The sequence below is a fragment of the Breoghania sp. genome (assembly GCF_963674635.1).
Classification (GTDB): Bacteria; Pseudomonadota; Alphaproteobacteria; order Rhizobiales; family Stappiaceae; genus Breoghania.
This window is the reverse complement of sequence record NZ_OY771475.1, coordinates 42,416-62,882: the sequence shown is the minus strand read 5'-3', so window position 1 is coordinate 62,882 and position 20,467 is coordinate 42,416. Positions and strand designations below refer to the sequence as shown.

At 62.3% G+C, this 20,467-nt stretch carries 20 protein-coding genes and 1 other RNA gene; 2 read left to right on the top strand and 19 right to left on the bottom strand.

Annotated features, from left to right (window positions below):
• Positions 1-9 precede the first annotated feature (9 nt).
• Together ABGM93_RS00280 and ABGM93_RS00275 are read right to left on the bottom strand one after the other, a co-directional pair.
• Complete coding sequence (locus tag ABGM93_RS00280; RefSeq protein WP_321502335.1) at positions 10-1,440, bottom strand: UDP-N-acetylmuramoylalanyl-D-glutamyl-2,6-diaminopimelate--D-alanyl-D-alanine ligase; 1,431 nt, start codon at positions 1,438-1,440, stop codon at positions 10-12.
• A complete protein-coding gene (locus tag ABGM93_RS00275) occupies positions 1,437-2,927 on the bottom strand; it encodes a UDP-N-acetylmuramoyl-L-alanyl-D-glutamate--2,6-diaminopimelate ligase (protein WP_321502333.1) in 1,491 nt (496 codons plus the stop codon). Before ABGM93_RS00275 ends, ABGM93_RS00280 begins: the two co-directional genes overlap by 4 nt.
• On the opposite strand from ABGM93_RS00275, the gene ABGM93_RS00270 reads away from it, so the two are divergent.
• Positions 2,926-3,126, top strand: a complete 201-nt coding sequence (locus ABGM93_RS00270; RefSeq protein ID WP_321502331.1) for a hypothetical protein — start codon at positions 2,926-2,928, stop codon at positions 3,124-3,126. The genes ABGM93_RS00275 and ABGM93_RS00270 overlap by 2 nt on opposite strands.
• Here the strand turns inward: ABGM93_RS00270 and ABGM93_RS00265 are convergent.
• The 13 genes from ABGM93_RS00265 to ABGM93_RS00205 all read right to left on the bottom strand — a co-directional run bounded on the left by ABGM93_RS00265 (position 3,120) and on the right by ABGM93_RS00205 (position 16,070).
• On the bottom strand, positions 3,120-4,856 hold the full coding sequence (locus ABGM93_RS00265) for a penicillin-binding protein 2 (RefSeq protein WP_321502330.1): 1,737 nt from the start codon (positions 4,854-4,856) through the stop codon (positions 3,120-3,122). The two genes, ABGM93_RS00270 and ABGM93_RS00265, sit on opposite strands and share 7 nt — an antisense overlap.
• 102 nt (positions 4,857-4,958) lie before the next feature.
• On the bottom strand, positions 4,959-5,318 hold the full coding sequence (locus tag ABGM93_RS00260; RefSeq protein ID WP_321502328.1) for a hypothetical protein: 360 nt from the start codon (positions 5,316-5,318) through the stop codon (positions 4,959-4,961).
• Positions 5,319-6,329 carry a 16S rRNA (cytosine(1402)-N(4))-methyltransferase RsmH gene (rsmH, locus tag ABGM93_RS00255; RefSeq protein ID WP_321505679.1) on the bottom strand — a complete coding sequence of 337 codons (1,011 nt, stop codon included), beginning with the start codon at positions 6,327-6,329 and terminating at the stop codon, positions 5,319-5,321.
• Positions 6,330-6,367: 38 nt separating this feature from the next.
• Complete coding sequence (mraZ, locus tag ABGM93_RS00250; RefSeq protein ID WP_319775563.1) at positions 6,368-6,835, bottom strand: division/cell wall cluster transcriptional repressor MraZ; 468 nt, start codon at positions 6,833-6,835, stop codon at positions 6,368-6,370.
• 604 nt (positions 6,836-7,439) lie between these two features.
• Positions 7,440-7,842, bottom strand: an RNA gene (gene rnpB, locus ABGM93_RS00245) — RNase P RNA component class A.
• A gap of 153 nt (positions 7,843-7,995) precedes the next feature.
• On the bottom strand, positions 7,996-8,571 hold the full coding sequence (locus ABGM93_RS00240) for a transglycosylase SLT domain-containing protein (protein ID WP_321502325.1): 576 nt from the start codon (positions 8,569-8,571) through the stop codon (positions 7,996-7,998).
• A 361-nt stretch (positions 8,572-8,932) separates the two neighbouring features.
• The gene (locus ABGM93_RS00235) at positions 8,933-9,676 is read right to left on the bottom strand and encodes an N-acetylmuramoyl-L-alanine amidase (RefSeq protein ID WP_321502323.1); all 744 of its coding nucleotides are present in this window, start codon (positions 9,674-9,676) and stop codon (positions 8,933-8,935) included.
• A complete protein-coding gene (locus ABGM93_RS00230; protein ID WP_319775560.1) occupies positions 9,676-10,401 on the bottom strand; it encodes a DnaJ family molecular chaperone in 726 nt (241 codons plus the stop codon). The genes ABGM93_RS00235 and ABGM93_RS00230 overlap by 1 nt, the downstream gene beginning before the upstream one ends.
• Before the next feature lie 177 nt (positions 10,402-10,578).
• Entirely contained in the window at positions 10,579-11,109 is a 531-nt protein-coding gene (locus ABGM93_RS00225) for a winged helix DNA-binding protein (protein WP_321502321.1), read from the bottom strand.
• Between the two features lie 107 nt (positions 11,110-11,216).
• The gene (locus tag ABGM93_RS00220; protein ID WP_321502319.1) at positions 11,217-12,521 is read right to left on the bottom strand and encodes a TRAP transporter large permease subunit; all 1,305 of its coding nucleotides are present in this window, start codon (positions 12,519-12,521) and stop codon (positions 11,217-11,219) included.
• A complete protein-coding gene (locus tag ABGM93_RS00215; protein WP_319775557.1) occupies positions 12,522-13,079 on the bottom strand; it encodes a TRAP transporter small permease in 558 nt (185 codons plus the stop codon). It abuts the gene before it with no gap.
• 213 nt (positions 13,080-13,292) lie between these two features.
• The gene (locus ABGM93_RS00210) at positions 13,293-14,276 is read right to left on the bottom strand and encodes a TRAP transporter substrate-binding protein (RefSeq protein WP_321502316.1); all 984 of its coding nucleotides are present in this window, start codon (positions 14,274-14,276) and stop codon (positions 13,293-13,295) included.
• Positions 14,277-14,714: 438 nt separating this feature from the next.
• The gene (locus tag ABGM93_RS00205) at positions 14,715-16,070 is read right to left on the bottom strand and encodes a TadE/TadG family type IV pilus assembly protein (protein WP_321502314.1); all 1,356 of its coding nucleotides are present in this window, start codon (positions 16,068-16,070) and stop codon (positions 14,715-14,717) included.
• 585 nt (positions 16,071-16,655) lie between these two features.
• Between ABGM93_RS00205 and ABGM93_RS00200 the strand changes: the two genes are divergently transcribed.
• The gene (locus tag ABGM93_RS00200) at positions 16,656-17,345 is read left to right on the top strand and encodes an MBL fold metallo-hydrolase (RefSeq protein WP_321502312.1); all 690 of its coding nucleotides are present in this window, start codon (positions 16,656-16,658) and stop codon (positions 17,343-17,345) included.
• Positions 17,346-17,366: 21 nt separating this feature from the next.
• Here the strand turns inward: ABGM93_RS00200 and ABGM93_RS00195 are convergent, their stop codons facing one another.
• The 4 genes from ABGM93_RS00195 to ABGM93_RS00180 form a co-directional block, all read right to left on the bottom strand.
• The gene (locus ABGM93_RS00195; RefSeq protein WP_321502310.1) at positions 17,367-17,744 is read right to left on the bottom strand and encodes a cytochrome c; all 378 of its coding nucleotides are present in this window, start codon (positions 17,742-17,744) and stop codon (positions 17,367-17,369) included.
• Between the two features lie 137 nt (positions 17,745-17,881).
• Positions 17,882-19,105: a PQQ-dependent sugar dehydrogenase gene (locus tag ABGM93_RS00190; RefSeq protein ID WP_321506013.1), complete on the bottom strand. Its 1,224-nt coding sequence runs from the start codon at positions 19,103-19,105 to the stop codon at positions 17,882-17,884.
• 339 nt (positions 19,106-19,444) lie between these two features.
• Positions 19,445-19,936 carry a BA14K family protein gene (locus ABGM93_RS00185; protein WP_321502308.1) on the bottom strand — a complete coding sequence of 164 codons (492 nt, stop codon included), beginning with the start codon at positions 19,934-19,936 and terminating at the stop codon, positions 19,445-19,447.
• 127 nt (positions 19,937-20,063) lie between these two features.
• Complete coding sequence (locus ABGM93_RS00180; protein ID WP_321502306.1) at positions 20,064-20,465, bottom strand: BA14K family protein; 402 nt, start codon at positions 20,463-20,465, stop codon at positions 20,064-20,066.
• Positions 20,466-20,467: the final 2 nt, after the last annotated feature.

Sequence of the window (20,467 nt, the reverse complement as noted above, 5' to 3'; positions counted from 1 at the left end):
CCCAGTTCGTTACGACGCCGCGCGCGCCCGTTTCGCGCCGTAGGCGTCAATGAGGGCGGAGACCAGCGGTCCCATTTTCGTCCCCAGCGAGCCCTTGATCATGACCACATCGCCCGGCCGGATATCGCCGACGAGGGTCTTTTGCAATTCCGCAGACGTTTCGGCCCAGACCGCCCGCCTGTTTTCGGGAAGTCGTTCCCACAATCCACGCATGGTCTTGCCCACGCAATAGATGAGATCGATCCGCGCGTCCTCCAACGGCTTTGCAAGACCGCGATGAAGCGCAGGCGATGTCTCGCCAAGCTCCAGCATGTCCCCAATGACCGCAATGCGACGACCGCCGCGTTCCACCGGGGTTTCCCCCAGAACGGCGATCGCGGCGCGCATGGAAGCCGGGTTGGCGTTGTAGCTCTCGTCGATCAGCGTGGCGGTGCCATCCTCGAAGGTCAGTTCGTGGCGTTCGCCTCGGCCCTTGGGGGCGGACATGTCGGCCAGAGCCAGCGCGCCCAGCGCCAGATCGGCCCCCATAAGCTTCACCGCGGCCAGAACCGCAAGCGAATTGTTGACCAGATGGCGCCCTGGAGCCCCGATCTTCCACACCAGATCTTCGCCCAGCACCTTGCCCGTCACGCAAGAGCACCCGCTCTGCGGCGCGACCTGCGTCGGATGCACATCGAAGGCGCGGTCGTCGCCGAAGGTCACGATCCTGGCGACACCGGCGGTGAAAGCGAGAAAGCGCAGGAGATCGAACTGCGGGTTAGAGGCGTTGAGAATGGCCGCTCCGCCCGGCTCCAGCCCCTCGAAGATCTCCGCCTTGGCCCGCGCGATCGCCTCCACAGATTCAAATTGCGCCAGGTGGACGGGCTCGACGGTGGTGATGATCACGAAATCCGGACGCACCATGCGGGCCAGCGGCGTGATCTCGCCGGGATGATTCATGCCGATTTCGAAGACACCGTATTCGGTATTCTCCGGCATACGCGCCAGTGTCAGGGGCACCCCCCAATGATTGTTGAAGGACGCGACGGACGCGTGCGTGCGGCCAGACTTGGAAAGCGCGATGCGCAGCATTTCCTTTGACGAGGTCTTGCCGACGGACCCGGTCACGGCGACGATCTTGGCCTCAGTGCGCGCCCGTGCGGCACGGCCCAAATCCTCCAGCGCGCCGAGAACGTCCGACACCACGACATAACGCCCTTCCGGCGGAACCTCGTTCAGACGCTCCTCGCAGACGACCGCCAGCGCCGCACCGCGCGACAGCGCGGCCTCCGCGAAGCGGTGCCCGTCATGCACATCGCCCTTGATGCAGAAAAAGGCCTCGCCCGGCTGGATGGTGCGGCTATCGATGGAAATGCCGGTGATCGTCGTCGTCGGATCGCCGACAACGCGCCCGCCAACGGCTTCCACCAGTGCATCCAGCTTCCAAAGGACTTCACTCATGCAACGGGTTCCCCGCTTGACGTGGACGATCCGAGACCGGCCAAAGCCGCTTCAATCGACTCGTGATCGGAAAAGTGTTGCACCTCGTCCCCCACGATCTGGCCGGTTTCATGGCCTTTCCCGGCAACGCACAGAACATCCCCGGGCTGCAGCATGGCGACGGCCTTTTCGATGGCCGCACCACGATCCCCAATCTCCAGCGCGTCCGGGGCCGCTGCCAACATGGCTTTACGAATGAGCGCGGGGTCCTCGCTGCGCGGATTGTCGTCGGTGATGATCACCACATCGGCGATCCGCGAAGCCACTTCGGCCATGATCGGGCGTTTTCCCGCATCCCGGTCGCCGCCGCAGCCGACCACCACGATCAGCCGCCCCTTCGCATAGGGACGCAGCGCCGACAGCGCATGCTCCAGCGCGTCCGGCTTGTGAGCATAATCCACAAAGATCAGCGCACCCTCATCCGTGACCGCGACCTTTTCCAGCCGCCCCGGCGCGCCTTCAAGGTTGGCCAATGCAGGGATCGCGGTCTCGGCCGCCACGCCCACCGCCATGGCCAGCCCCGCCGCGATCAGCGCATTGGAAACCTGAAACCGCCCCACCAGCGGCAGGTCGACATCATAGCTCCGCCCCTCGGCAACAAGCTTGAGGCGCTGGTGGAACCCATCGATGACCAGGCTTTCCAGCCGGATGCCGGTCCCGCTCTCGCCGACGGTGAGCGTTTTCAGCCCCCGCGCCTCAGCGACCGCGGCAACACGATCCGCATAGCGTTCGCCCGGATCGAAGACCGCCGTCGCCCCCTCCGGCAGCACCGCCTCGAACAGCCGCAGTTTGGCGCGCAGATAGTCTTCGACGGTGGGGTGATAGTCCAGATGATCGCGGCCGAGATTGGTAAAGGCGCCGGCCTTGAGCTGAACGCCATCAAGGCGACGCTGGTCCAACCCGTGGCTGGAGGCTTCAAGCGCGGCATGGGTGACGCCATCACCGGCAAGCTGGGCGAGCGATGTGTGGAGAGAAACCGGGTCGGGTGTGGTGAGCCCGCCATAATGCGCGCCACGCGAGGTGACGACGCCGATCGTGCCGATGCTGGCGGCATGGTGGCCTGCGGCATCGAAGATCTGGCGGGCGAAGACGGCGACGGAGGTTTTGCCCGCCGTGCCCGTGACGGCCACGATGGTTTCCGGCTGCGCTCCTGCGAGCTTTGCCGCCAACACCGCGAGCGTGCGACGCGAATCAGCACTGCGAATGACCGGGACACCAAGGTCCGGCAAATCCGCATCGTCGGCGGCGAGAATGGCAGAGGCGCCGGCCTTAACGGCATCGGCGGCGAAGCGGGCGCCGTCCACCTTCACGCCTTTCAGCGCGGCAAACAGGGTTCCCGGCACGACCTTGCGGCTGTCGGCGGTAATGGCGGTGATGTCGACCGAAGCCGCGGTGTCGGCGTCGCAGGCAATATCGGTCAGATCGGCGATGAGAGTATCCAGCAGCATGTCGTTTCCGCTTCAGCGTTCAAGGCTTTCCCCCGAAGGAGCCCCCCGCTCCAACTCCCAGAGCACTTTGTCCCAGGTTTCCCGGCTTCGTGATCCTGCAAGCCGCCGCGCGATCCTGCAAGGCATCGAGTCGAAGTCCGACGGTTCCTCCTATTCCACCTTCTGCCCGACTTCCACCCCGACGAATGCGGCTCAGTAGGAGACGAGCATCTTGTCGCTGTCCTCGGTCACATGCGGAACGACGCCGAGCATCGGCGCGATACGGGCAATGATCTTGGAGACCACAGGCGCGGTATTGTAGCCGGCGGTCGCGTAGTGCTTGCCTTCTTCCGGCTTCGGCTCATCGATGGTCACCAGAACGACATAACGTGGGTCATCCATCGGGAAGGCCGAGAGGAAAGAGTTGCGCCGCTTGTCATGAACATAGCGACCGTTGACGATCTTTTCGGATGTCCCGGTCTTGCCGCCCACCATATAGCCCGGAACACGTGCGTTTCTGCCGGATCCCTTGACCGCGTTCAGCCGCAGGAGATAGCGCATCTGATCGCTCACCCGCTTCGACATGACACGGACCGCCGTTTTCTGCGCTTCCTCGCGTGTGCGCGGCAGGAAGGTCGGGTCGATCATGTAGCCGCCATTGACGAGCGCGGCACCTGCAACCGCCGTCTGCATGGGCGTGACCGAGATGCCATGACCATAGGAGATCGTCATGGCGGAAAGATCTCCCCATTTCGACGGCAACAGCGGCGCGGCGACTTCGGGAAGCTCCGTCCTGGTACGCTCCAGAAGGCCAAGACGCCGCAAGAACTCCTGTTGCCAGGGGATCCCCAACTCCATGGTCATGCGCGCGGTGCCGATGTTTGACGAGTGCACGAACACCTCGGGGATCGTCAACGGGCGGTGCAGGCCATGGAAATCGTTGATCGTGAAGCCACCCATGCGGATGGGTTTTGTCGCATCGACCGTATCGTCCATCGACACCTTGCCGGATTCCAGCGCCATGGCGAGGGAGAAACTCTTGAAGACCGACCCCATCTCGTAGACGCCCGCTGTCGCCCGGTTCAGGTTTTCCGGCTTAAGCGCCTCCGCCGGATCGTTGGGATCGAAATCCGGTACCGACGACATGGCCACCACTTCGCCCGTGTGCACATCCAGAACAATGCCGATGGCTGCGATTGCCTGGTAGCGATCAATCGCCTTGAGCAGCTCGTCGCGCACCACGTGCTGGGCACGCACATCGATCGACAGCGCGATCGGCTTCATCGACTGGCTGGTGGCAAAGCCGAATTTCTGAAGATCGGCGATCCCCTGCCCGTCCAGATATTTCTCCATGCCCGCGATGCCCTGTTCATCGACATTCACGAGACCAAGGATGTGGCTGGCCGTCGGGCCGCCGGGGAAGAAGCGCCGGTTTTCGGTAAGAAAACCGATACCAGGAAGGCCGAGACGATGGATTTCCTCACGCTGGCGCGGCGTGATTTCGCGCTTCAGCCAGACAAAACCGGCATTGCTGGTCAGCCTGTTGCGGATCGTTTCCGTGCCCAGTTCCGGCATGACGGAAGCGAGCTTGTCGATCACCTCGTCCACATCGACGATCTTGCGCGGCTCGGCGTAAAGCGAGGGCGCCTTGATGTCGGTGGCGAGCAATTCGCCATTCCTGTCGACAAGATCGGGGCGCGAGGCGGTGATCGCCTGCTGCGCGCCGATATAGGCGGAAGACGGCGTTTCATCGGCCATGCCGAGATCGACGAGGCGCAGCGCAATCGCCCCATAGACAAACATGAACATGGCCATGGCCATGATCACGCGCCCAGGCGTCCCGGCATCTTCACTCATGGAACTGGAGACAAAGGAGGTCACACGCGGAGCGTGCAGGCGAGAACGCGCGGATGCGGCGAGCGGAGAAAAATCGCTGGCATCGGCAGTCATCTGTAGACTCCTTCGGGCGCCCGGCTTCGGGCCTTGTCTCGGGGTTTCGGGCGCCGTGCGCCCCGGTAGTCACTTGCCGACCCGCGGGCCGACGGAAATACATCAGCGGATGACGCCAGCGCCGCCCGCGTAACCGCCAAGCACCGGCTTGGCGAAGGGTTCCAGTTCAATGGGTCGCGTCGGCAGATCCTCGATGGAGGCGATCTGCTTCACCTTGAGAGGCTCAAGCTGAAGATAGGCGTTGTAGCGCTCCACCAGCTGCTGGATGCGGGCGGGCTGGGTCAGCACGCTCCATTCCGCCTTCAAAAGCGCGATGCGCTCTTCTTCCTGCGAGATCGCGCGTTGCAGGTTCGCCACGCGCTCCGCCGCGTCTTCCGCGTCGTGCTTCATGTTGTAGACAACCGCGGCTGACGCAACGACCGCCAGGATCAGAACTGTGTTGATGATACGAAGCACGGGCACTCAGCCTCCAAGGCTCTGGAATGCGGGCAGATTGGGCTTGCCGAGATTGTCCGGCATCCCATCGCGGGCCGCGATTTCGGTTCGAATGGCTGCACGCAGGCGCGCGGAGCGCGAGCGCGGATTGGCCGAGATTTCCGCCTCGGAGGGCTCCACCGCGCCCTTGACCTGGAAACGGAAGGTCGGCGGCGGCACGTCGGCCTCCGGCATGTGGCGCGAGCCGCCCGCATGGATACGGCACCGCTCGGCGAAAAAGCGTTTCACAATCCGGTCTTCCAGCGAATGAAAGGTGACGACGACGAGCCGCCCGCCCGGTTTCAGGCACCGCTCAGCCGCGCTCAACGCCTCCACCACTTCGCCAAGCTCGCTGTTGACGAAGATGCGCAGTGCCTGGAACGTCTTGGTGGCGGGATGGGTCGCCTTGCCGGGCTTGCGCCCGAGCACACGCTCGATCAGGTTCGCCAGTTCCAGCGTGCGCGTGAAGGGTTTGGTCTTGCGCGCATCGACAATGGCGCGCGATACGGCGGAGGCGCGGTTTTCCTCCCCCAGCAACCCGATGATACGGGTCAGCTCGCGCCCTTCCATCTCGTTGACGACATCGGCGGCACTCGGGCCGTCCTGCTCCATGCGCATGTCGAGCGGCCCGTCCTGTCGGAAGGAAAAGCCGCGCTCCGCCTCATCGACCTGCATGGAGGAGATGCCAAGATCGAGCACGACCCCGTCGACCAGTTCGTGCCCTGCCCCGGCCGCATGAGCATCGAGCCCGGAAAACCGCCCCGGCACGAGGGTCAGACGCCCATCGAACGCCTGCACCATCGCCTGACCATCGCGGATCGCATTGGGATCGCGGTCAATGGCGATGACATCCGCACCTGTCTCCAGAATGGCCCGACTATAGCCACCGGCGCCGAACGTACCGTCCACGATCACCTGACCGGCGGCAGGCTCCAGCGCGGCGATAACTTCCTCGAGAAGCACGGGGATATGACGCGCCGGATCGGGCGAAGCGGCCATCTCAACGGGCGGCGTGTCGGCGTCCTTGCGATCCACCATCACTGCGCACTCCCCGAAGCGGGCGGCTGCTGGGGCGCGGAAAGCACCGCAAGCGCGCGCTTGAGCGCCTCCGCGCGATGCTCCGCGAAACGTTCCGGGTTCCACATCTGGAATTTGTAGCCCTGCCCCACGAAGGTCACCTGATCGGTGATACCGGCATGCGTGCGCAGGGTTTCCGGCAGGATGACCCGCCCGTCGCTGTCCAGCTTCAGGTTCTCGCTTACGCCAAATAGAGCCATGGAAACGAAATCGTGGTCCGGTGTCAGGGTGGTAAAACTGTCGACGCGCTTCTGGATCTCGCCCATCAGCGCCATCCCACCGGCATCGACGGCGGGAAGATGCGCAGAGGGAAAGCAATAGACCCCCTCGTAGCCCTCGCGGGAAAGCGCGGCGCGAAAGGGCGCGGGAACGGAAACCCGCCCCTTGGCGTCCAGCCGGTTTGTGAAGTTTGACACGAAGTCGGCCATTCATTGCCTCGCCCACCGCAGCGCCCGCACGCATACGATCCCATGCCATCCCGGCCAGTCTCAAAACCCCGAAAGCCCGAACCGATCCCGCTCGCCCGTGCCGGTCACAGGCCATAACCCGGACCATGCAGACACACGAGCGATCAACAGAAACACGACAAACTCTGACGCCGGCACCCATCACGACAGCCCTTGCGGACCACATAAGGGGCCACCCCGGCACACCCGCACCCAAAGGCACAGACATCCGGTTGATGACTGATTTCTCTTGTTTTTTAAGCCCGAACGCGGCAGCCGCTTCTGTCTCATCCGGGATAACATGGGATATCATGGGCGATCACGGGCGTCAATGGAATGGACATGGCTGTACGGGCTCGATCCCCCCGGACCGAGGCCATTAAAACCCCATTAGCCTTAACGCCCCGTTGCCAACTGCAAGGCGGCACGCCTGGCCCTGCTCGCGGGTAAGTTATGGTTAACAAATGGTTTTCAAAGACGGTGGGGACGCGTTGGGCGTTAACGCGGACGAGCAGAGCACGGCCCGGCCCCGCGCGCCCAGGTCGCAGGGTTGCTCATGCGCAGCACATGTGGACAAAGAGGGAAAAATGCCAGTCGGCCTGTAAGCCGGGTTCTGTTCGGCGGGCGAACCCGCCGCGACGACCATTCATCTGGGACGCCCGTTGCCGGACGCCTCTCGCGACCTACCCGGACAGTCAGTGTGAAAACACACCCGGGGCGTGAGCCCCTGCGCTGTCCCTATTCGGTCTTGCTCCCGGTGGGGTTTACCGTGCCGTCTGCGTTGCCGCATCCGCGGTGGGCTCTTACCCCACCCTTTCACCCTTACCCGGCCATGCCCTTTCGGGTTCGGCAAGGCGGTTTGCTTTCTGTGGCACTTTCCCTAGGGTCGCCCCCGCCGGGCGTTACCCGGCACCGTGTCTTCATGGAGCCCGGACTTTCCTCCGCGGCGGCCTTTCGGCACATGTCGCAGCGGTCGTCCAGCCGACTGGCCCGCCGTCAGTAGGCAGCGCAGCCGATAAAATCAAGGTCAGAAATCCAATACCGCATTCCGACACCGACACTTCGTCGTGGTGGCCGGGTCCGGCCGGGAGCCCCTGATACGGCCTGCGAAGGCAGGAACAGGATCGGGGCTCCGCGCCGGATCAGACGAGATCGCCCATCAGGGAGAGAACCCGTGTGCAATAGCGCTTGCTGACAGGATTCATGCGCCGTGCATAGTGCCCGGCATTGTAACGCAGGATGGTGCCGCAGGTGTCGCCGTCGGCAAGCTCGTGCGCCTTGGCCAGATACCGCATGCCCCATTCAAGATTGGTCGCCGGATCATAGAGCGCCTTGATGGGACCGCGATAGCCGATGCCGCGTGCCGTCGCCGGCTTGATCTGCATGAGCCCCACTTCGCCGGCACTGCCGCGCGCACGCGCATTGAAGTTGCTCTCAACCCTCACGACCGCCTTGGCCAGATCGACAGGAACGCCATGCTTGCGCGCCGCGGAAGCGATCAGGGTGGAGTACTTCACGCCCCTTGTGGCGCTCGCCTTGGCCTTGGTGACCTTCGCACCAGTCTTCGTGGTTTGCGCTCCCGCATCCGCATCCTTGCCAAACTTGGCTTCATAGGCGCGAAGCGCAGCCAGCGGATTGTTTCCGGCGGCTGCCGGAGAAATCATCGAGATGGCCCCCGCCGCCACGACCAGAGCAACTAACAGTGCACGTCCGTTCATTCGAGATGTCTACCCGTTTCTGTTTTCAAGACGGGCGGCGGTATGACGGTGGGACCCGACCAAAATCCGACACGACAAATCACGAATTGTTACGAAAAACTGCCGATTTTCCGCGATTTTTCGGGTTGAATTTCCAGAATTGGGCACCTCTTCGCGAAAGCATGACGAGACCTTGCGGGAAGTGTGATGGAACCGTGGCGGCAATCGGGCGAAGGCAAACGACCTAACCCCAGACGCAACGGGACCTTACGACACGACCAACGCATGAGGGCCCTCCTGGTTCCGCAATCTGTTGTTCTTTCAATTCGGGCAGGCGGTCACACTCCACCACCGCGCAAAGGCAGAGGGCGGCAAAAGCAGTTCAGGCCTTGAGCAGCGAGAGCAGCTGATGAAGCGTGGTGATGGTGGAGGCATCGGCAACGCCATCAACGCGCTCGGGCCGAAAGTGACGCTGGAAGGCCTCGACAACCTGAGCTGTCTTTTCGTCATAGACGCCATTGACGTCCACACCGTACCCATAGAGCGCCAGCATGGTCTGGAAGGCCTCCACCGGCTGACCGATTGCGCCTTGCTGGAAGAAGCGGCCCGAGACGACGGGTGCGGGCTTCACCCAGTGGCCTACGCCGGAAGCGGCAAGCCGCGCCCAGGGAAACCGCTCTCCCGGATCGACCTTGCGCCCCGGCGCCACATCGGAATGGGCGAGCACCCGCTCCGGCGCGATGGCGTGGCGCTCGACGACATCGAGACACAGCGCCGTCACCGCATCGATCTGCGCGTCAGGGAAATCCACATAACCATATTCATGACCGGGATTGACGATCTCGATGCCGATGGAACGGGAATTGATGTCGCTTTCGCCCGCCCAGAAAGCCTTGCCCGCATGCCAGGCACGCCGCGCCTCCGGCACCATCTGGACGATCCGCCCGTCCTCATGGACGAGATAATGCGCCGAAACCTCGGCCTGCGGGTCGCACAGCCGTTCCAGCGCAGCCTGCGCGCTTGCCATGCCCGTATAGTGCAGCAGCACCATGTCGAGCGCCCCCTTGCGCTCACCATGATTGGGCGAGGCGAGACACTCGCATGCCAGGCGGGTATCGGCAATCATCACGAGGCACGCTCCCCTTCTCCGGAGATGGTGGGTCGGTGGCCGCGTTCCAGTGAAATCTTGCGCCAGGCCTCGTTGAGTGCTGCCACCCGGTCATTGGCGATCCGCACGAATTCCTCCGGCACGCCGCGCGCGATCAGCCGGTCGGGATGGCTCTCCATGACCTGCTTGCGATAGACGCGGCGCACTTCGTCATCGGAGGCACTGCGGTCCACGCCGAGCACCTTGTAGGGATCCGCACCTGAAATGACGTGACGCTCGCAGATCTGATCGAAGGCGCGTTGCTCGATGCCGAAAATCTCCGCCACCGTTTCCAGATAGACGAGCTCCGCCTCGTGGATATAGCCGTCCGCCTTGGCGATGTGAAAAAGCCCGTCAAGAATATCGACCAGCGTCTCCGGCTGATCGACGAAAAGCCCGGCGATGCGCCGCGCATAGGCATCGAAGCCCGCCACGTCCTGCTTGGCCAGATCGAAGACGCGCGCCACGTTGCGCTCCTCGCCATGCGGGATATCGAACAGGGAGAAGAAGGCGACCTCCTCGTCGGTGGTCACCACGCCGTCGGCTTTCGCCATCTTGGCGGAAAGCGCGATCATCGCGGCAGTGAAGGCAACGGAATTGCGCGCCTCCCCGCCTCCCACGAGCGTGGCGAGACGGTCAAGAAGCTGAGCGCCTCCTGACTGGATGGCGGAAACAGCGGCGGCAAGGGCGGACCAGAGACTCATGCGACCAAGTTTACAGGCAGAGCCCCGCCCGGCGAATACGGAGATTCTGGGCCGTCAACAACCGGCACCTGGAATAGGGCAGCGATCAGATCGGCGCGCCCAACGGACCCGGCAGCAGGCGCCTCCTGTCCCGATGCCTTTTCAAGGCTCATGTGAATGCGAAGAGGTTTGGCTGGCTCACATGGCAGCGGCGGAACGCGCGGCCTGATCGTAATGACCGGAGACAGAGCGCATGACCGCGGCGAGCCGCGAGAGTTCCGCCTCATCGAGCCCCAGCGTCTTGACCGGCCCGACCAGCAGCGCCTCGCGGATGCGTCGGTATTCCAGACAGGCTTCCTCACCCTTGGCGGTGATCTCGGCGGTCTTTTCCTTGCCGCGCTTGCCCGTTTTCACCAGGCCGCTCTTTTCAAGCTTGCGCAGCGAATAGGTGACCGTGTGCGTATCCTCGATATTCAGGACGAGACAGATATCGGCGAGCGTCTTGGGCCGCCCGCGGTGATTGACCGAATGAAGCACCATGACATCAAGCGGGGCCATTCCCGGCTCGCCCGCCGCCGTCATCGCACGCACCATCCAGCGATGATAGGCATTCACCATCATGGTGACGGCAAACTCGATCTCCGAAAGCGCCGGCATGGCGCCCGCCGCCAGATGTGCGGAGGAGACGACCGGACCGATCCCGGCGGTGGGAGAATGAGCTTTGGTCATCGGTTCGTAGCCTTCCGCTTGAGTGCGCGTACCGCCTGCCGTCACGCGTTTCCCACGGGATACACCGCCCTCGCGCCGCAGTCACCCCGGCGCGAGGAGATGCTCTTCTAGTGTGCCATCATGTTGTTGGGCAGCCAAAGCGCCACCTCGGGGAAAATGGTCACGATGACGACGGCCACCACCATCAGCAGGAAGAACGGCAGCGCCATACGCGCCACCTTGAAGATGTTGTGGCCCGTCATGGCCTGCAGCACGAACAGATTGAAGCCGACCGGCGGCGTGATCTGGCTCATCTCCACCACGATCACCAGGTAGATGCCAAACCAGATCAGGTCGAGACCGGCCTGCTCGACCATCGGCAGGATGACCGAGGTGGTCAGCACCACCACCGAAATGCCATCGAGGAAGCAGCCAAGCACGACGAAGAAGACCGTCAACGCGGCCAGCAGTTCGAAAGGCGTGAGGCCCAGCGACCCGATCCAGCTCGCGAGTTCGCGCGGAATGCCTGTGAAGCCCATGGCGACGGTCATGAAGGCCGCGCCAGCCAGAATGAACGCGATCATGCAGGAGGTGCGCGTCGCGCCCATGAGGGCTTCGATGAAGGTCTTGCGGGTAAGCGTGCCGGAGAGCCACGACAGCAACAGCGACAGCAGCACGCCAACGGCTGCGGCTTCGGTGGGCGCTGCAAGCCCGGCATAGATGGAGCCGACCACGCCGACGATGAGAAGCAGGATCGGAAACAGGCGCCGGGTGGCCATGATGCGTTCCATCAAGGGCACGGGCGGCTCCTTGGGCGGCATCTTGGAGCGGTTCATCACCGACCAGATCGCTACATACCCCATGAAGAGCACACACAGCATCGCGCCGGGCAGGACACCGGCAATGAAGAGCCGCGCGATCGACTGCTCGGTGGCGGCCCCATAGACGATGAGAATGATCGAAGGCGGGATCAAAAGCCCAAGAGTGCCCGACCCCGCCAGGGTGCCAATGGCCAGCCGCTCGTCATAGCCGCGCTTTTTCAGCTCCGGCAGCGACATCTTTCCGATCGTGGCGGTGGTGGCCGCGGAGGACCCGGAGACGGCTGCGAAAATTCCGCACCCCAGAATGTTCACGTGCAGCAACCGACCCGGCAGATTGCGCATCCATGGAGCAAGACCTGCGAACATGTCCTCAGACAGCCGCGAACGGAACAGGATTTCGCCCATCCAGATGAACATGGGCAGAGCCGTCAGGTCCCACGAATTCGACGCCCCCCAGACGGTTGTCGCCAGAACCGTGCCTGCGGGGACGGAAACCAGAAGAACAATGGCCGCGAGCGCGACCGCAAACAGCGCCACCGCCACCCAGATGCCCGTGGCGAGCGCGGCCAGCATGCCAACACCGAGAGCGACGGCAATGATCGTGATATCCATCTACTCGGTCCCCTCGATCGGATCGGAGGTCTCCGCCTCCATGTAACTCGGCACGCCGCCGCTCACCGTCACGACGAAATCGTCCACCAGCGAGATCAGGAACACGATCAGCCCCCCGGCCATCGCCGCCTGCGGGATCCACAGAGGCACCGGAATGATGCCGAAGGAGACTTCGTTGAACTTGTAGCTGTCGATGACGAGCAGAACGGCATTCCACGCGAAATAGCCCACAAGCCCGCAGGCGACCGCCAGAACCCAGACTTCAAATCCCCGCGCCAGAGAATGCGGGAGCATCTGCAGCAGGATGTTCACCCGGATGTGGTCCGCATTTCGCAGTGTGGAGGCAAGTGCGAGAAAGGACGCCGCGACCAGCAGGAACCCGGCGATTTCCGCCAGCGACGGCACAAGCAGACCATAGGGCTCAAAACCGAAGGCGGAACGCAGACCATCGGTGACCCGACCTGCGACCTGAACGACGACCATCGTCGCGATGATGACGAGGGAAAGCGCCGCGAGACCGGCCGAAAACCGATAGAGCGCATCAAGAGCCTTGCGCATGATGACCTTTTGATGAAAGCGGCAACAGGCGCGATCCGACCGAAATGCCAGTGGGGGCCCCGCCCCGGCAAGCTTCTCAGGCGCCGCGAGCGGACACCTGCCCGCCTGCCGTTGCCACGCGGGACCATTCGGCCCCGCACCGTTTCTGGATGAAGTCAGGATGGCGGGGCTGCGACAGGAAACCTGCGAGCCCGCCATCCATGTGCTCGCGACTTACTTGGAGAAGGCCTCGATGATGGCCTTGCCGTCGTCGCCGGCCTGTTCCTGCCATTCCGAAACCATCGTCTTGCCGATGGCCTTGAAGCCGTCCTGCAGATCCTGCGACGGGGCGCTGACCTCGATGCCGTTATCGACCAGCATCTGGGTCTTTTCGGCCGTCTCATTCTTGGAAGCTTCCCAGCCGCTGGTTTCCGCCTTGGCGGCAGCCTCCAGAACGGCGGTCTGAACCGCCTCCGGCAAGGCATCGAAAGCGGACTTGTTCACGATGACCATGTTCTTCGGCAGCCAGGCCTGAGCGTCATAGTAGTAGCCCAGATAGTCCCATGCCTTGGAGTTGGCGCCGGTCGAGGGCGAGGTGATCATCGCCTGAACGCGGCCCGTGGAGAAGGCCGTCGGAAGATCCGGCACTTCCACCTGGGTGGGAACCGCACCGGCAAGCTGGGCGATCCGCTCGGTGGAGGCGTTATAGGCACGGAACCGCATGCCCTTCAGATCGTCGATGCTGTCGACGGCTTCCTTGGTGTAGATGCCCTGGGGCGGCCACGGCACGGCAAACAGCAGCTTCAGCCCCTGCTCTTCCAGCTTCTTTTCCAGAACCGGCTTGGAGGCCTGATAGAGCTTCATGGATGCGTCATAGGACGTGGCCAGGAAAGGCACGGAATCCAGCGCAAAAACCGGGTCCTCGTTGGACAGACGCGAGATCAGCACCTCGCCGATCGGCACCACGCCCTTGCGTACGCCGTTCTTGATTTCCGGATGCTTGAGAAGCGAGCCCGCGGAATGGATCTGGATCGTCAAGGCGCCATCGGTGGAGGCGGCCACGTCCTCGGCGAACTTGGCGATGTTCACCGTATGGAAGTTCGTGTCGCCATAGGGCGTCGGCATGTCCCACTTGGTCTGGGCAGACGCGGCGAAACCCATGACGGAGGCAGCGACAAAAACCGCGCCCGCCGCGAGAAGACGGTTCGTTTTCAGCATAGAAGTGTTCTCCCTGTCGGGGCGCCGGGCTATTACCCTTGACGTCCCATGTGTCCATTTGGACCGCGATTTCAGATGCAGGATCGGACGTGCATTACACCCGCTCGCGATCTGAAACGCTAGTGGTCAGATGCAACAACATCCACAATTTATCGACAAATTCTCCGCATCTGCACCGAACTTACGCAACTGCCTGATCTTGTTGCCGTTACCCGAACACAGAATAGGCAGCCCACGGCCTGCGGACTGCGCGCCATCCCGACAGGATGCAATCATGGCGCGATGCTTTCGCTGGCAACAACGCAAAGCGATCAACTGAAACCGGAAAAGAACCGCAAAAACAAACGGCGAGAACGGTGCAAGCGGTTTTCCGCCGCGCCGTTCCCGCCGCCTTTGGATTTCAGAAGCTTCAAGCCCCGCCCTGAATGGCGAGCCGCCCTATTTCAGCAGATAGACCCGCGCATTGGCGCCCGACAGGCTCTGTGCGCCTCCCTTGATACGGATCTGTCCGTCAAGCGAGAGCTTGTTGAGAACAAGGGTCAGGCGCTCGCTGTCGATCTTGCCGCTGCCGTTGAAATGCAGATTGCGGCTGGGCAGATAGATCAGGCCCTCGATATCCAGCGCACCGTCCAGGTTGTAGCGCTCGTGAGGTTGCCTTTTCAGCCCTCCCACCTCGTAGAGCAGGAAGTCCTTGTAGGGGCCATCCTTTGGCGGGGTGACAGCCAGCTTGGAACTGCCCTGAACCGTCAGGAAAGCCGCGCGCTCGTCGGCCAGATAGATGGTGACGCCCTTTCCGGTGACCTGCTGATTGTTGAAGATGATGCGCGCACCATCGGAAAGGCCGTAAAAGCCCGCCCCCATCTCCACGGTGTGAACCGACCCGTTGAAGGTCACGCCGGCGCCCTTGAAGGCATAGGTCCCCTTGCCGAAACGCACATCACGCGCGTTCAGCGACAGGGGCGCCTTGATCGTGTAGTTGCCCGGTTCGAAGACCACCCGGTCGACCGAGCCGTTGATCGGCGGCCAGTTGCAGTAGGTGCCCGGCCCAAACACCATTTCCCTGGCATTGGGATCCGGCATGTCGGTGACACAGGCGGTATCCTTGCCGAACTCGCGCGGCGGTTTGGGCAGCTTGTCTGCAAAAGGATCGGTGAGCGGCGTGCAGTGCTCGGCGAAACTGTCCGGCAACGGCTTCAGATTGCCCCCGCTGGTCCCCTTGATACACAGCTTCTTTGTGTCGATTTGACGGGAATCGATCCATGTGGCGGGTTCGGCGCGCGAGGTCACATGCATCTCGCATTCGGGCATGTCGATCTTGCCCGACCCGTTGGCCTTGAAGGCGGTGCGGTCCTCGGGGTCCAGCAGCAGGATGCAGACATCACTTGAGGCAATCGCCGCGGCGGAATGCGCGTGAACCTCGATCGTGTCCAGCTTGACCACGCGCAGCAGCGATGTTGACACCTGCGCCACGGCATCGCCGATCAGCTTGTTGTCCGAAAACGTGAACTGCGATTTGACGTCGACGCCCCGGCTTGCCGACAAATTCGCGTGGAAACTTCTCCGGGCGGTCGGGACCTCATCGCCGGGCGCCCTCGCCCCGCCGAGAACGGCAGCATCAAGCGCGGCTTGCAGTTTCGTCTTCTCACTGACGGCCATGCTGTAATCAACCGCGCCCCCCACGACGCCGCACAGCACAATCCCCGCAAGACCAAAGGCGATCGCCACGTTGCCGTGCCCACACCGCCGAAACCGACGCGCCAGGTCCACCGAGCGCCCATACCAATACGATTGCATCCGTCACTCCGATAACGCTCAGAACGTACGAATACGTAGGCATTGAGGTATTTATAACGAGTTAATTCAAACATATATTGCACTAAAAAAGTGGAGACCTACGACGCGAATTACCTGTAAAACCTCTCCTTACTCATGGTATTTTTTGTATATATTCATGTTATATAAGTTTTAGTTTCAATGCCCCCCCGACTGAAGGTCATTTCGCGCTTAACCACTCCGCTTATAGATAGCCCTTCCAAACCCTCCCCTTACGTCCTTTTTGTATATTTCCTTTTTTCTCCGGCCCCATTTCTCCTGTCATGCGAGAGGGATCTGCAAGACGGAGCCAGATATTCTGATATCATCGGTTGAGGAGATGACACGAACCGCCCGCACCGCGAGAGACCGGCTCACTTGCAGTTTCTGGCTGTATTGCCTGTCGGAGCGGATGGCGGCCGGCGCCGCCTGGAAAATCATCGGTTCGCAGCCCCCCCCCATCAGCTCTGGCCATCTTTGAGCCTCGGGGGCATTCTGACGTTGCGTTTGATGCCGATTCCGCACACACGCACTCGGTTCCCCCCCGCATTTCCTTCAGGACCGCACATGTCAAAGGCCAGCTTCGACGTTCTCGTGCCCGGATCCAGCCTTGCCTTCAATGGCGGCTTCTTCGGGATTTCCGCCATCGTCATGGTGGAAGCGGGAGGAAAACGTGCGCTTTTCGACGTGGGACACGGCGTCACCCGGCGCATGTTGCTTGAGGCGTTGAAAGCCCGTGACCTCGCCCCGCGCGACATCGACATGCTGATCTTCAGCCACGGTCATTTCGACCACGTCCTCAATCTCGACCTGTTCCCGGATGCCCCCATCCTGATGGGCCGTGATGAGCGCGAGTACCTTGATGCGATCTTCGAGACCGACACGGTTACCCCGCGCTATCTGGCAGCCCTTCTGAGCCAGCGCGACGTCTCGACTGTCGATGGCGAGGCGGAGATCATGCCGGGGGTCACGCTGTTTCCAACCCCCGGCCATTCACCAGGCCATGTCTCGCTGGAACTCGACACCGCCGATGGCACCGCCATCCTTGCCGCCGATGCGCTGAAAACGGCCCGCGAGGCGACAACGGGCATCCCGGATCTGGAGTTCGACCCGCAAAAGCGCGGCGCCGCCTCCATTCGCGAGGTCCTGCGCCGGGGCCGAACCATCGTGCCCGGGCACTTTCCCACGCTCCACAGGCAGGAAGACGGCCATCTGTGGTGGGATGAAATCCAGGAAATGCCGTTGCTCATCCGCTAGAGCGGGCACCTGGCTTAAGGCTTACCTGACCTTGGGCGGTGTCGCCGTCACCTTGATGGCAGAGAAATAGGTCGCGACATTCTCGATGTCCTCATCAGACAGTCCCTTGGCGATGATCGACATCTGCGCGTGATTGCGCTCGCCCGCACGAAACGCCTTGAGCTGCTTGACGATATAGCGATCGCTCTCTCCCGCCAGATTGGGAACGGTCGGATTGGTCCCGATCCCGTCCACCCCGTGACAGACGCGGCATGTGCTGCGCACCTTCTTGCGCCCCGCCTCCAGATCGCCCGCTGCCGCTTTCGCCGCGGCGAGCCCCAGTGTCGCTGAAATGGCGATGACCAGCACAAGCCCCCCGTTCAGCACGCCCCTGCCGTGCGCAGCCGTTCCCAAATCCATCCCGTTTTCCTCCCCGCACGACCGGCTCCCGCCGGTGCGCCCCGCACCGAACGCGGTTCATTCAATCGTTTTTCGGAAAATCAGAGCGACCCGCGACCTATTCGGGCATGTCCGGACAGGTCGCGGGCCTTCAAGGCTTAGTCGGCCTTCTTGTAGGAGATGCGATAGATCGCCCCGACCAGATCATCTGAGACCAGCAACGACCCGTCACGAAGCTGGGCGACATCGACCGGCCGCCCGAGATACTCGCCGTTCTCGTCGATCCAGCCTTCCGCAAAGGGCTTTGCGGTCGCCTTGCCATCCGCATCGATCATCGTGACCATCACGCGCGCGCCCACCGGGATCGTGCGGTTCCAGGAGCCGTGCTGAGCGGAAAAGATCGCGCCCTTGTATTCGGCCGGGAACTGGTTGCCCGTGTAGAATGTCATGCCGAGATCCGCCGCATGCGCCACCATCTCCACTGCCGGGAAGACCACATCGGCGGGCGGTTCGTCATTCTGGTATTCGTTCGTGCGCACGTCGCCGCCGCCATACCACGGGAAGCCGAAATTCTGCCCCGCAGCCGTCACGTGGTTGAGCTCGCCCGGCGGAATGTCATCGCCCATGCCGTCGACCTGGTTATCAGTGAACCAGAGATCGCCGGTCGCCGGATCGAAATCCATGCCAACGGAATTGCGGATGCCGGTCGCATAGACTTCACGGTCGGTCCCGTCGGTGTTCACGCGAATGATCCCGCCAATGCCCCATTCCGTATAGAGCTCGGACTTTTCGGGCGCGGGCACATTGAAGGGCTGGCCGAGCGCTATGTAGAGCTTGCCATCCAGACCGACATCGCACACACGCGCGGTGTGGTTGTAGCTTTCTTCCTCCGGCGGGATCAGTTCGCCCTGCTTGACCACCTCAAATGCCGCCACATCCGGGCTTTCATAGAAGAACTCCGCCGCCGGGAACCACAGAACCCGGTTCTGCTCGGCCAGATAAAGATGACCGTCCTTGGAAAAACACGGCCCATTGGGCACGGCGAATTGCAGGGACGGCGCGAAATCCTTCACTTCATCGGCGACCCGGTCCTTGTTGCGGTCGGTAACGGACCACACCTTGGTCTTGCGGGTTCCAACGAAGGTCACGATGCCCTGCGGTCCCACCGCCATGTGGCGGGCATCCGGCACCACCGCATAGAGATCGATGGCAAAGCCGTCCGGCAACGTGATCCGTTCCAGCGTCTTGCGGATCTGGGCAGCATATTCGCCCCCCTGCTCGACATATTCGAACTCGGTCGTCCCCGTGGTCTTGAAGCCGGAGAGCTTCTCCAGATTTCCGGCATTCTGTGCCACAGCGCCCGTGACGCCGAGCCCGACCATCACCGTGCCCGCAAGCAATGCGGTCAATATCTGCCTGTTCATGTGCGTTCCCTCCCAGTGAGCGCCACCTGTTTCTCAAAGGCGACCCTACGGGAGATTGCGGAGTTAAAGACTATTCATCAAGTCATAATTTTTTCGAACCAATATTTACGACATCGTTATTTTGCGCTGCACAATATATCTCGTAGCAGTCGCCTACCACAAACCGTTCCGACTGGACGCTTTATTTCAGTATTTGACTTTCAATGCCCACAGAACGTGCAAGACGTGAAAAGACCGTGCCGGAATGCCCGGCACGGTCTTTTTCAATCACGCCATCGAGATCGCCGAAACGCGCAATCAGCGCGCGCGGCAGAAATGGTATTGCCCATCGTAGCCGAGGAAATACCCCGTCTGCGGATTGAAGCTGCGATAGCGCCGCTCGCAATAGCGGTACCATTGCGCACTCCACGCCCGATAACGTCCGCCATCCTCATAGGAGGAGCGCGGCGCGGTGGCGTTGCCGATGGCCAGCCCGGCCCCGAGACCGATAATGCCGCCGAGGATGGCCGCCGCCGCATCATTGTCGCGATGGCGGCGATAGTCGCGATGGCGACGATAGTCACGGTGACGATAGTCGCGGTAGCGTCGGTAATCCCTGTAGCGACGATAATCGGCTCGCGGTGACCCGCGATAATGTCGCCTGCCCTGCTCCCAGGCGGGACGCTTCCACATCTCCGGGGAATTGTCGGAATCACCCGCGAATGCCGGCGGCACGAGGATCATGCCGCCAAGCGTCAGGGCGAGCGCAACCGAGAGCGATTTGAACACGCCGCTTTTTGTCTTGAACATTTCAATCCTCCATTGCCAGGCGCCAGCTGACCGCATAAGCCCTCAAGGCAGGAACGGTTCCACAAGATTTTGGCTATTTGACGTTTCAAGCGCCTGTCATCTTTCTCTTGGTCCGCATTTTCGCAGATCAGCGACAAAAGTGATACTGCCCGTCATAACCGAGGAAATAGCCCGTGGCCGGGTTGAAGCTGCGGTACCGCGCTTCGCAATAGCCCCGCCACTGTGGCGTCCAGGGCCGATAGCTGCCGGTGTAGGACGGTGCCGGCGGGGGTGGCGGCGGCGGCGGCGCGACATGACGCGGGCTCGCAAGCACATTGCCGATGATCATGCCTGCGCCGAGGCCAAGAATACCGGCAGCAAGGCCATTGTTTCGGTTGTTATAGTGCTTGTGGTGATGGTGATGATGGTGGCTTTGGTGATGACGACCGCCGCGCGGACGTGCATCGGCGCCGACGGTTGTGACAGCGAGCATGCTCCCGACGGCGAGGGTAGCGACTGCGGCAGTGGCGACTTTCTTCAAAGCGGACATTG